Annotated in this window: 9 protein-coding genes and 1 pseudogene; 3 read left to right on the top strand and 7 right to left on the bottom strand. The window is 39.6% G+C overall.

Features of this window, described 5'->3' with window-relative positions; genetic code table 11:
• Positions 1-62: 62 nt before the first annotated feature.
• On the top strand, positions 63-1,406 hold the full coding sequence (locus BN988_RS14205) for a sodium-dependent transporter (protein ID WP_036577417.1): 1,344 nt from the start codon (positions 63-65) through the stop codon (positions 1,404-1,406).
• Positions 1,407-1,421: 15 nt separating this feature from the next.
• The gene (locus BN988_RS14200; protein ID WP_036577416.1) at positions 1,422-2,771 is read left to right on the top strand and encodes a CoA-disulfide reductase; all 1,350 of its coding nucleotides are present in this window, start codon (positions 1,422-1,424) and stop codon (positions 2,769-2,771) included.
• A gap of 222 nt (positions 2,772-2,993) precedes the next feature.
• On the opposite strand, the gene BN988_RS14195 is transcribed toward BN988_RS14200, so the two are convergent.
• Entirely contained in the window at positions 2,994-3,665 is a 672-nt protein-coding gene (locus BN988_RS14195; RefSeq protein WP_036577415.1) for a hypothetical protein, read from the bottom strand.
• A gap of 184 nt (positions 3,666-3,849) precedes the next feature.
• Positions 3,850-4,902 carry a C45 family autoproteolytic acyltransferase/hydolase gene (locus BN988_RS14190; RefSeq protein WP_036577414.1) on the bottom strand — a complete coding sequence of 351 codons (1,053 nt, stop codon included), beginning with the start codon at positions 4,900-4,902 and terminating at the stop codon, positions 3,850-3,852.
• A gap of 143 nt (positions 4,903-5,045) precedes the next feature.
• Here BN988_RS14190 and BN988_RS14185 point away from each other — a divergent pair, with 143 nt between their 5' ends.
• Positions 5,046-6,764, top strand: coding sequence for a DNA-binding protein (locus BN988_RS14185; protein WP_036577413.1), 1,719 nt, complete (start codon positions 5,046-5,048; stop codon positions 6,762-6,764).
• 43 nt (positions 6,765-6,807) lie between these two features.
• Here BN988_RS14185 and BN988_RS14180 read toward each other — a convergent pair whose 3' ends face one another.
• The 5 genes and pseudogenes from BN988_RS14180 to ribB form a co-directional block, all read right to left on the bottom strand.
• Complete coding sequence (locus tag BN988_RS14180) at positions 6,808-7,377, bottom strand: hypothetical protein (RefSeq protein ID WP_036577412.1); 570 nt, start codon at positions 7,375-7,377, stop codon at positions 6,808-6,810.
• Positions 7,378-7,454: 77 nt separating this feature from the next.
• Positions 7,455-8,027, bottom strand: a complete 573-nt coding sequence (locus BN988_RS14175; protein ID WP_036577565.1) for a hypothetical protein — start codon at positions 8,025-8,027, stop codon at positions 7,455-7,457.
• Positions 8,028-8,415: 388 nt separating this feature from the next.
• A complete protein-coding gene (locus BN988_RS14170) occupies positions 8,416-10,296 on the bottom strand; it encodes an ABC-F family ATP-binding cassette domain-containing protein (RefSeq protein WP_036577411.1) in 1,881 nt (626 codons plus the stop codon).
• Positions 10,297-11,066: 770 nt separating this feature from the next.
• On the bottom strand, positions 11,067-11,531 hold the full coding sequence (gene ribH / locus BN988_RS14165) for a 6,7-dimethyl-8-ribityllumazine synthase (RefSeq protein WP_036577410.1): 465 nt from the start codon (positions 11,529-11,531) through the stop codon (positions 11,067-11,069).
• A 25-nt stretch (positions 11,532-11,556) separates the two neighbouring features.
• Positions 11,557-12,162: pseudogene (gene ribB / locus BN988_RS14160) on the bottom strand (3,4-dihydroxy-2-butanone-4-phosphate synthase); the annotation flags it as partial.
• Positions 12,163-12,177 lie beyond the last annotated feature (15 nt).

The raw sequence follows: 12,177 nt of genomic DNA, 5'->3' as shown, positions 1-12,177 counted from the left end.
ATATATTATAAATCCTTAACTTAAAAATTTTACAACTTAGATGTTTGAAAGAGAGGCGTACGATGGGTAACAAAACGGAACAATGGTCTACAAAACTTGGATTCATTTTATCTTCAACAGGTGCAGCAGTCGGTCTTGGTGCCATCTGGAAATTTCCTTACATGACCGGAATGAACGGAGGAGGAGCTTTTTTCCTCGTCTTTATCGCTTTTACCATTATAATCGGGCTCCCTATCCTAATCGCTGAGTTCGTGATTGGCCGTGGGGCACAAAAAGAAGCTGTCTCGGCCTACAAGACACTTGCACCACGCTCAGGATGGTCATTCATAGGTAAATGGGGCGTTGCTGGCGCTTTCCTGCTTTTATCCTTCTACAGTGTGGTTGGTGGCTGGGTACTTCTTTATAGCTTGATGTCCATACCAGGAATGATTATAAAAGAGAATGCGGACTACGCAGCACTTTTCGGAACGATAACTGGCAGTCCTTTTCTAACAATACTCGGACTGGCACTTTTCCTTCTGATCAATGTTATTGTCATATCCTTTGGTATTAAAAATGGAATAGAGAAATCAAGTAAAGTATTAATGCCACTTCTTTTCGTTTTCTTTATTATCTTAGTAATTCGTGCACTAACATTTGAAGGTGCAATGGAAGGAATCACCTTCTTTTTGCAACCAGACTTTTCCGAGCTAACTGCAAGTAGCATTCTTTATGCACTTGGGCAATCCTTTTTCTCCCTTGCAGTGGGGATATCTGTCATGGTTACATACAGTTCCTATTTAAAAAAGGATGTTAGTCTCCCAATGTCAGCAGGAATGGTATCCATTATGAATATTTTCGTATCTCTGTTGGCTGGACTAGCGATTTTCCCAGTGGTGTTCGCTTTTGGACTTGAGCCATCTGAAGGACCTGGATTATTATTTATCGTTCTTCCGGAAGCTTTTTCCCAAATGCCTTTTGGTGAAGTATTCTTGAGTTTATTTTTGCTATTATTTTTATTTGCGGTACTGACATCATCCTTTAGTATGTTGGAAATAATAACTTCTGCTTTCACCGAGAAGAAACAGCGTTCACGAAAAAAGGTTGCTTCTATTGCTGGCGTATTTATTTTCATTGCTGGTATCCCTGCAGCTTTGTCATCAAGTAATCTGTCAGAGTTTAAACTATTTGGTTTAACTATCTTTGACGCATCAGACTTTCTTGTAAGTAATATTATGTTGCCGGGTGGCTGTCTCTTCATAGCATTATTTATTAGTTTTAAGATGGATAAGCAACTAGTCAGAAATGAGTTCTTCTATGGAAACAATTTACCATCAGGTATGTACCAATTGTGGTTCCAGCTGATTCGTTGGCTCGTTCCTTTTACGATCATCATTGTCGTCTTAAATTCTTTTGGAATAATTTAATCAGGAGGAATGACGTTGAAGAAAAAAATAGTAATTGTCGGAGGAGTAGGTGGTGGCGCGACAGTAGCTGCACAAATAAGACGGACCGACAAAGAAGCCGAAATTCATCTTTTCGAAAAAGGAAGCTATGTTTCCTTTTCGAACTGCGGAATGCCTTATTACCTTGGTGGCGTACTTGAAAGCCGGGATGACATTCTTTATCCAGCCGAGGAGTTTGAAGAGAACTTCAACCTTCACGTGCATACAGAAACAGAAGTTACGCGGGTCCTACGTGAGCAGAAGCAGGTTACGTTCCAAAAGCAAGACAGCGCCACGCAAGAGGAGACTTTGTCATACGATAAGCTTATTCTCTCTCCTGGTGCCTACGCTTTGTGTCCTCAAATTGATGGCATGGCTGAAGCACGGACTTTTACTTTGCATACCATTCCCGATATGGATGCTATTGATCAATTCATTGAAAAACACCAACCAGCCACAGCGGCAGTTATCGGTGCTGGGTTTATCGGTTTGGAAATGGTGGAAAACCTGCAAGCTAGAGGGCTTCACTGTACGCTCATTGACCGAGGGGAACAGGTAGCAAAATTAGTAGATAAAGACATGGCAGACCATGTTGCTGATCATTTAACGGACAATAATATTTCTCTTAAGCTCAATGATGGGCTTTCCTCTTTTTCTAATGAAGGCAAGAAACTACATCTAGCAAGTGGTAAAACGGTGGATGCAGATATGACTATCTTATCCATTGGTGTGCGACCAAACACACAGCTTGCAGTTCATTCTGGTTTAAAAATTGGTAACACGGGAGCAATCACTGTTAACCAATTTATGCAAACATCAGATCCAGACATTTATGCACTAGGAGATGTCGTCGAAACACCTGATAGCATCACAGGAGTAAAACGAAACGTTGCACTTGCGTGGCCAGCACACCGGCAAGCATTTATTATTGCCAGCCACTTAACAAACAAGAAAATTGCATATCAAGGAACCATGGGCACGGGGATCTTAAAGGTGTTCGACCTTACCGTTGGATCAACAGGTCATACGAGCACGACATTAAAGCAGGAAGGTTATACGTTTAAAGAGGCTATATTGCAGGCGAATTCCAATGTTGGCTATTACCCGGGGTCAAATAGGCTATGGATTAAAATATTATTTGATGCAGAGACCGGTTTAATTTACAGCGGACAGGTTGTAGGTTACGCAGGAGCTGATAAGCGATTGGCGGTCCTTGCAACAGCTATTAAAGGAAAACTGACTGTCTATGATTTACAAGAACTAGAAATAGGCTATGCTCCACCATTTTCTAACTCTAAGGATCCGCTAAATATTTTAGGATATAAGGCTGCATCACTTATATCATAAATAGAAAAAGAACCGCATGAAGTGAAGGCGAAAATGCCTACATTCATGCGGTTCTTCTTTTACGAATTTTATCCTGGTGCAACCGTCCGTAAGACTCCCCCTTCAAAACATGAAGTGAAACCCTAATGCTTAATTGGGAGTATACGGACGCTAACACTCCGATTCGTTCAACTAACGATCAGTGGGGGAAAAATGAAATCCCCCACTGATTGAAGTTTCACTTTATAAGTCTTCTTCAAAGCGATAGACAAGTGTATAGTTGTTCTCATCAAGTAGCTCTGCAACATGAACACGTACACCATGGCCAAATACGACTTCATCTTCTGTCATAGCCACAATCATTGCCTTTGTGCTATTTCTAACATCAATATAAATGTCACCGACTACCGGGTTAAGCGAGTTATCACTTTCAGCCAGATAGCTAATTGATTCATCCTCCAGCTGTTGTGCTTCCGGTACAAGATTTTTATCGTAGTAAGCAATTTCCTGGCTTGCTTCTGATCTTCCAGGGACCATAACAACATATTCACTATGCTTTACGCCATTATCTCTTGTTGTAACAACGTTACCATCTTCAACACTGTCCACTTTTTCAATCTCGTTCAATGAATAGTGATCAAGGAAGTCTGGTGCAGGCTTGGTAATTAAAATATAATCACCTGGCTCTGGCTTACGATCTTTATCTACAGTATAACGTTTTCCATAAAAGATAAAGGTATCATTATGCTGTGGTCTGTATAGCGTAATCTCACTTGCTTTCGTCAAGATTTGTTTCATATCCTTTAGACGATATAAATGGACAGACTTCTTAAACATAGGTTTTACCGTATATACTTTATGTAGCTCGTTATTATAGAATACGAACTGTCCCTTTCTAACCTGAAATAACTTCATTCCGCAACCTCCTACATAGTAATGCATTCTGAGTCTATTATAACTGCATTTTTACAAAAATAAAGTCTTAAATTATGTTTCCTTAAAGTTGCACAAATTAAACATCTTTTTTGTAAGTTATTGAATACAAGTGGTAGATCGCCACTTTTAACATCCCCGACGTTTTGTTGCCCTTCATATAAGGCTAACGGACGTTTTTCTCCATATGAACGAACGGCAATTCTGTGTCCACTTGTCCCAATATCCGTTTTGCCTGGATCTTCTCCCCTTGTAGCCACTTTTGGAAATTAAATATCATAGGCTCCCGATCACCACCAAGCGCGAACCATACCTTCCCATCCTGAGGGAAATAAACGGATGTATGAATAGTTCCTGCCCATTGCTTATATTTTGTTGAAAATACACCTTTGTCTGTATCATTTAACATGCGAAAAGCTTTGTAAGGATCAAGGACATTTTCTTTTTGACTTTCGATGGATGCATAACGTTTATACGAATCATCTAAATGATGGCGGTTTTCATCCTTTTGTAATTCAAAATGATTTGTACATATATTTGATTGACGTACTTCTACTGCTCTTGGTGTGGCTTCTACCACGTACGTTTCTCCACTTTTATCTAATAATACATAACTGAAGGAATGGCGATGTGGTATTTCTTTTAATAAGGAAATAGCTTCATCCACATCAGCACAGGTTTCTAAGAGAATTCTCCCTATCATATTACAGATAAAACCGTCGCCTGGCTTTTTACGATGCATAAAGTTATAGCCCATCGCAAGTCCTTTTTCGTTCATTCCGTCCATCCGTCCGGTAATCCGCTGAGACGGACCGATGACTGCATAGCCTTGGTCACTCGGTTGGAATATGGTATATCTTCCTTCATATGTTTTAGGATGATAATCATAATTTCTCACCATGTAGTCAGATCCTGTAAAAATGGAGCAACCACTTTTCATATATTCCAAGCGGTATCCACCAAACTCCTGTAATACATCCTCCATTTTCCATTCCAGTGCATCCTGTAATCCACGAAGCTCATCCCAGATAGCAGGTGCAAACGGCATTATCACCTGTTTCACTTCTTCCACCGAAATGGTGAAACGCGGCCGACGAATTTTCCACTGTTTTTTTCTGTTTTGCAATGTGTGCGAGTCCTTTAATTCTAGCCCCTGCTTATAGCCGAAATCATAATGGCTTCCGCGAAACTGAATAATATCGCTATATATCTGTTTCATTTATTTCCCTCTTTTTTTATCTGTATTGACCTCAGTCTAATATACAACTTTATGTTTTCAAACGAAATTGTCTCGGAATGAAACTTTTTTACATTCACAACGTATTACATGCCGTATAGAGAAAACACATAGGAGTTGAAATCATGACAGGTATTTTAAGCACCACGATACTCTCATTTATATTGTATCTAATTATTTCACTGTTTTTTGTTATCAACAATAAAAAACATCGCAAGACCACATTGAAAGCAGTTCTGCTAATCTTTATCGTGCTATTTATTATTGGAGCGATTGCAATATACGTTATTATGCTGCCGATGACCATTCCCAATATGACTATATCTAACATCGTTATCGGAATTGCAGGTATGGTTGGACTCTACGCTTTAACGACAAGTCAGCCATTTACAAAGTCTAGCAAGCAGCTAGACACTGTCTCTGGGGTCATTGTTCTGCTAGCAATCCTAGCTATACCTACTTTCTTTGTACTAGGTATTTTTGGATTGGATGATTCTTATGAGTCTATCCCTAAAGAAGAAATACCAGAAGCAAAACCATTGGATAAAGACGCTACGCCAATTGTCGTATCCCCTGAATTTGCTAGAAACAAGGTGCAAAAAGCAATGAGTGTTGTTCCAAATACACAATTCTACGACTTAGGGAAACTGCAAGTACAAAAAGTTAACGATGATATTGTGTTTGTTGCTCCTGTCGAGTTTACCGACTTTTGGCGTTACTTCCGAGGCAAAGAAACGGAAGGGTATTTCACCATTTCCGCGACAGATGTTAACGCACAACCACAGTTTGTAGAGAGTAAAATGAAATACACGAATTCAAGCTTTTTTAATCATAATGTAAAGCGTACTATTTACGGTGCTTATCCTAACTATATTCAAAGTGGGGAACCACAGTTGGAAGTAGACGAAGATGGAAAACCATGGTATGTCCAAACACTTTATAAACCAATCGGTCTTACAAACAAACCAAATGTAGAAAAACTAAATGTTGCCATTGTCGACCCGGTAACAAGTGATGTCACTTTATATAAAACAAATGAGGCGCCTGATTTTATAGATGGCTCTGTCAGCTCTGAAATGGCTTCTGATGAAAACGAGTACTTTGGTAAGTATGTGCATGGCTGGTTAAACTCCATTTTTGGTAAACGAGATGTAAAAATACCAAACGGCTCTGGAACCGAAAGTAATGTCACGCCGATTTTTGATGAAAATGGAGAAATGCATTACTTTACTGACATGTCCTCACCAAAAGAGAATATTGATTCCGCTTTAGGTTACACATTAATTAATGCTCGTACAGGAGAGCTCACCTACTACAATGGTGATAAAAACAATGGAATTATGGACAGTAAAGGGGCAAAAGAAATTGTAAACAAAGAATTCCCAGAGAAGAATTGGACTGGATCAATGCCTGTACTATACAACATTGATGGAGATCCAACATGGGTTGTAAATGTTCTGGATCCAAACGGTTTATTCAAGCACTATGCCTATATCAAGGCTTCTGATTCTGACTTTGTGGTGTTTGGTGATACGGCTCGACAAACACTGGAAGCATATCGCCTTGCACTCGCCCAAGATCCAAGCAATGTTTCCTCTACAGGAGAATCTGCTTTAGAAGAACGGAGCGGGGAAGTAGAAAGAGTTCTTGTGAGCAATCAAAACAATGGGCAAGTAGTACAATTTCTAATCAAAGATGATAACACTATTTATAATGTTAGTTCAGGGAAATCCCCACTCGCCATTTTCATGCAACCTGGTGATAATGTTTCTTTTGAGGCAAATATTCGTGATAACGGCACCGGTATTGTAGAAAGTATTGTGATAGAAGATCTAACAGAATAATAAAAAGAGCAGGCTGTAGAAATTATAGCCTGCTTTTTGCTTATTAATCTGCTCTCTTATCATGCTTAATCATGATAAATAACTTAGTAAATCCATACGCGAGGAAGGCAATTACAATATCAATAAGAAACAGATAGAACAGATTCATTCCTTTATGCATTTCCAACAATCCTACCAAAACAGAGAATCCTCCAAACCCAAAACCAAAGATGACAGATGCCCCAACAAAATAGATCAAGATACTTTTGTTATGTTTTGTACAATATTGGTAAACCAGCATGAAGACGACCGGAAATATAACCGTAGTAACGGAAAAGCCTACTGGAAGTAAATAGGATAGACTGTGAGGGTGCAGCAAATAATTTTGGGAAGCTAAGATATTATCTAGATTGGCCCAGAGAATATGCGCTGTAAACCCGTAAAATGAAATTTCAAAGATTCGTTTACGATCAAGTAAAAAATAGAGAATTAGTAATGGCAAGAAAATCGACAGAAGGTTAAACCAAAAATACCATGTCTCAAAATCTGAGTAATCATTCCAAAATTCTTTGTGTAACTTTGCTAAATGTTCCTTTACATCATATATTTTCTTGTATAGTTGTTCTTCACTCATTTCTAAAACCACCTATTTATAATAATAGGTTTAGTTTATACCCAATATAAGAAACTATGCCGAAAAATCTCCTTACCTCATTGCTTCGCCTTCCAATCCTGTTTCATCATCTGAAAAAATTTCGTGAAAGCAAAAGCAACAAAAACAACTACAACGTCAATTAGATAAAGAAATCCATAATTCATGCCTTTGTTCATATCTAGGAAGCCGAGGTATACATACAACGGCCCCATACCAAAAGCAAATAACAGATTTAGTACAATAGTATAGAGGAAAAAGTTTTTCCCTTTCTTAAGACAATATTGATATACCAACATAAATACTACTGGAAATACCACCGTGGTTGAGGTAACTCCTGTAGTCATTACATAAGTAAAACTATGTGGATAGCTGAAATAATTGAGGGATGTTAAAATCTGATCTGTATTTGCCCAAAGTACATGTATGGTAAAACCAAAAAAAGTAAGTTCAAAGAGTCTTTTTCTATCCACAGTAAAATACAAAATGATTAGTGCAATAATCATGCTTCCTAGCAGAAACCAAAAACGCCATGTATCGAAACTGGTAGTCATTTCCCAGTAGGTGTGTTGTAAATTATGTAGCTGTTCTTTTACCTCGAGTATTTTATTATAAAGCTGTTCTTCGCTCATTATCAGCCCACCCATATTTAGTAATAGGCTTAGTTTGAGCAATATGGTGAAAAGCATGCATATAACAAAAATAAGAAGTCCTCGCTTGGATAAATCGTGGCTTTTGGATGATGTTTCGGATTCTCGGGCGATACTCTTCTGCTCTCGGGCGATACTCTTCTGCTCTCGGGCGATGCTCTTCTGCTCTCGGGCGATGCTCTTCTGCTCTCGGGCGATGCTCCTTACCTCAAAGCCGATATCCACTGCTCCAAAGCCGATACTTCTTAACTCAAATCCGATATCCACTGCCTCAAAGCCGATGCTTGCTTTCTACCTCGGTGGCTGATCAGGACCCCTAACCATATTTTATAAATAAAATAGCCTCCCAAAATCCTGGGAGGCCTCTAACTTACTTATTATTTTCAAACTCTTCCACCATGAGGGAAAGTTCTTCCCAACGCTCCATCTTCTGTTCGAGTGCTACTTCTGCTTTTTCTTGTTCCTGGAAGAGCTTTTGAACTTTTTCAGAATCACTACCAGCATCTACAATCCCTGCTTTTAGTTCGTCTACCCGACTCTCTAGCTCCATAATTTCCTCTTCAATGGTATTCCATTCTCGTTGTTCATTATAGGATAGCTTTTTCTTTTTCTGCTTTGGCTTTTCTTTTATTGCCTTTGGTGGTGTTGTGACGCTTTGTTCTGCCTGAGCCTGCTCAAGGTATTCACTATAATTACCATAGTACTCACCTACCGCACCGTTGCCTTTAAACACGATTAAACGATCTACTACACGATCTAGAAAATAGCGATCATGCGATACTGTAACTACGACACCAGGGAACTGATCCAAATATTCCTCCAGCACTCCCAGCGTCTGAGTATCCAAGTCATTTGTCGGCTCATCAAGAAAGAGGACATTTGGTTCTTGCATTAAAACCTTTAAAAGGTATAGACGGCGTCTTTCCCCACCAGATAGCTTGCGAATATACGTCCACTGTGCGGAACGGGAAAATAGAAATCGCTCCAGCATTTGTTCAGCTGTAATAACATCGCCATCGCTCGTATGGATTACCTCTGCAACTTCCTTAATATAATCAATAATGCGTTGTGATCCATCAAGCTCTTCATCACCTTGGGTATAGTACCCGATGTTTACCGTTTCTCCAACTTCTACCTGACCGCCATCTGGCTTGATACGCCCTGCCATAATATTTAATAGCGTTGATTTCCCCGTACCATTTGGGCCAATAATACCTACCCGCTCACCTGGCACAATCAAGCGGCTAAATTCATTGATTAACCTTTTTTCTCCAAATGATTTGCTGATTTCCTGTAGTTCCAACACTTTCTTTCCTAGCCTGGTTGACCCTACTTTAAAATCAACTTGCTCTTTCTTCGTATCAAATGTTTCTTCCTTCATCTCTTCAACGCGCCCTATTCGAGCCTTTTGCTTTGTGGATCGTGCCTTTGCTCCACGTCTTAACCATGCTAGTTCACGTTTTAAAGTATTCTGGTGCTTCGCTTCATTGCTTGCCTCAAGCGCTTCACGTTCTGCTTTTTTCTCAAGAAATATTTCATAATTTCCTTCATACACATACAAATTACCTTTATCTAACTCATAAATTCGATTGGTGACCCGATTTAAAAAATACCTATCATGCGTAACGAGTAGCAAAGATCCTTTATACGTTTGCAAATATTTCTCCAACCACTCTACTGTTTCGTTATCAAGATGGTTTGTCGGTTCATCTAAAATCAAGAGGTCTGCAGGCTGAATCAGCGCCTTGGCAATAGCCACTCGTTTCTTTTGTCCACCCGATAGTTCTGTTACTTGCTTATCAAAATCGGTAATTCCAAGCTTTGTCAAAACAGACTTTGCAGCTGTGTTAGCTTCCCATGCCTCTGCTTCGTCCATTTTTTGTTGCATCTTTATTAATCTGCTTTGCGCCTCATTGCTTTCCGGTTCCTCTTGCAGTTTCAACAAAGCCTGCTCATAGTTACGCATTACCTGCATAATCACAGAATCTCCGTAATAGATTTGTTCCATTACATTCAGTTCAGGATTAAGTGGTGGATCTTGGGCTAAGTATTCAATCCGATAATCTTTTGGGTGTTTGATGGTGCCCTTTTCCGGTGCTTCTAGTCCAGCAATTGTTTTCAAAAAGGTGGATTTTCCCGTTCCATTTACTCCAATCAGACCAATTCTTTCCCGGTCTGTAATGGTGCTCGTAACGGAATCGAATAATATTTTGTCCCCGAAGGATTTATGTAAATTTTCTAATGTTAGCATCGTTAACTCATCCTCATCTTTTTCTAGCTTTTAGCCAATCCTTTGTAACCAGTACCAACAAAAGTAATAACCATGATGTTACCAAATAAAATATCCCTTTGCTCACAGGCGTCATTTCGGAATAAAAGAAGGCCATACCTACCCATATAACCGCTATCATGACAAGCTGTATTCCTAGTAATTTTATGTTAATCGCCTCCGAATAATAAAATGAAACTTTAACTAGTGGGGGTGTCGTTCTCCCCCAATGACTATTAGTCGAACGAATCAGGGTATTAGCGTCCGTTTACTCCCACTTAAACACCATTGTTTCATGTTTTGAAGGAGGAGTTTACGGACGGTTACACCAGAATAAATTTCCCTACCAACCAGTTTATCTTACTGAGAAGCTTTTTTCCATTAAGAGAAGCATAGACTGGCTGATTGAAACAACAGAGATTAGCGGCCATGTGAAATTAACCGGTATTATGGCTTTAATTCACCATCTATTGGGAGACTAAGTATGGTGTGGGGTGGAGCTGTTCGCTAAAGGTGGCTTTGGTTGATTGGATCGCTATCTTGGTTGATTCTTCATGACTTTTGGTTGATTGAATTGCTATTGTGGTCGATTCTTCATGGCTTATGGTTGATTGAATTGCTATTGTGGTCGATTCTTCATGGCTTATGGTTGATTGAACTGCTAACGTGGTTGATGAACTTGCAACATGTTCAATTTTATTTCAGGCTTAAAAAAAGGCCGGGAGCAATACTCCGACCTTCCTCGCGTTTAATTAAAATTGTTTTAGTAAGCTTACCATTTCAATAGCAGCTGTTGCTGCCTCTGCACCTTTGTTTCCTGCTTTCGTTCCGGCACGTTCAATTGCCTGTTCAATTGTTTCTGTAGTTAATACGCCAAAAATGACGGGTTTTTCTGTTTGCATTGCAGCTTGCCCCACACCCTTAGCTGCTTCATTACACACATAATCAAAATGAGGAGTGGAACCACGAATGACCGTTCCCAATGTAATCACAGCATCATATTGTTCCTTTTTTGCCATCTTCATTGCAGCAAGTGGAATTTCAAATGCTCCTGGAACCCAAGCCACATCTATATTTTCTTCAGACACACCATGTCTCATTAATGTATCTTTTGCACCTTCTAATAATTTACTTGTGATAAAGTCATTAAACCTTCCAACCACTATTCCTATTTTCATGTCAGTACCAACTAAATTTCCTGCAAATACGTTTCCCATTTTATTATCCCCTCTCCATCATATATTGTTGCTGCTTTTTCCTGTATGCTGCCAAGTCTTCTATTGTGATCATTTTTAATCCGAACCGTTCGGCCATAACGGCTAAATCAGGGACCCGTGCCATTGTGCCATCCTCTTTAACGATCTCACAAATCACACCAGAGTGAGCTGCATCACTTAGCAAAGCTAAATCAACCGCAGCTTCTGTATGACCTCGGCGGGCGAGTACACCATCTTCCTTAGCGATTAATGGGAAGACGTGACCTGGTTGTTTAAATTGATCAGCTGCTACCTGTTCATCCGTGAGTGCTTGAATTGTTTTAGCTCTTTCTGATGCACTAATTCCCGTTGTCGTTGTAATGTGGTCTACACTGACAGTGAAGGCTGTCGACAACGGATCCGTGCTGTTACGCTTCATTAATTCTAGGCCTGCAGCTTTAGCAATGTCTGAGGTTATAGCTGTACAAACGAGCCCCTTGCCATGTGTAATCATAAAATTTATCATTTCCGGCGTCGCTTTTTCTGCTAAACCCACGAAATCTCCTTCATTCTCACGATCTGCATCATCTACCACAATTACAATATTACCTTCTTGTAGGTCCGCGACTGCTTCTTCAATAGTATGAAACATAGTCATCACTCCTTT

The sequence above is a fragment of the Oceanobacillus picturae genome (assembly GCF_000612865.1).
Taxonomy (GTDB): Bacteria; Bacillota; Bacilli; order Bacillales; family Amphibacillaceae; genus Oceanobacillus_B; species Oceanobacillus_B jordanicus.
The sequence above is the reverse complement of the archived record's forward strand: the minus strand, read 5'-3'. Positions and strand labels throughout refer to the sequence as shown.

Excerpts from the sequence above, each read along its gene's own strand:
- BN988_RS14205 (WP_036577417.1), top strand. The coding sequence starts at position 63 with ATGGGTAACAAAACGGAACAATGGTCTACAAAACTTGGATTCATTTTA.
- BN988_RS14195 (WP_036577415.1), bottom strand. The coding sequence starts at position 3,665 with ATGAAGTTATTTCAGGTTAGAAAGGGACAGTTCGTATTCTATAATAAC.
- BN988_RS14190 (WP_036577414.1), bottom strand. The coding sequence starts at position 4,902 with ATGAAACAGATATATAGCGATATTATTCAGTTTCGCGGAAGCCATTAT.
- BN988_RS14185 (WP_036577413.1), top strand. The coding sequence starts at position 5,046 with ATGACAGGTATTTTAAGCACCACGATACTCTCATTTATATTGTATCTA.
- BN988_RS14180 (WP_036577412.1), bottom strand. The coding sequence starts at position 7,377 with ATGAGTGAAGAACAACTATACAAGAAAATATATGATGTAAAGGAACAT.
- BN988_RS14175 (WP_036577565.1), bottom strand. The coding sequence starts at position 8,027 with ATGAGCGAAGAACAGCTTTATAATAAAATACTCGAGGTAAAAGAACAG.
- BN988_RS14170 (WP_036577411.1), bottom strand. The coding sequence starts at position 10,296 with ATGCTAACATTAGAAAATTTACATAAATCCTTCGGGGACAAAATATTA.
- ribH (WP_036577410.1), bottom strand. The coding sequence starts at position 11,531 with ATGGGAAACGTATTTGCAGGAAATTTAGTTGGTACTGACATGAAAATA.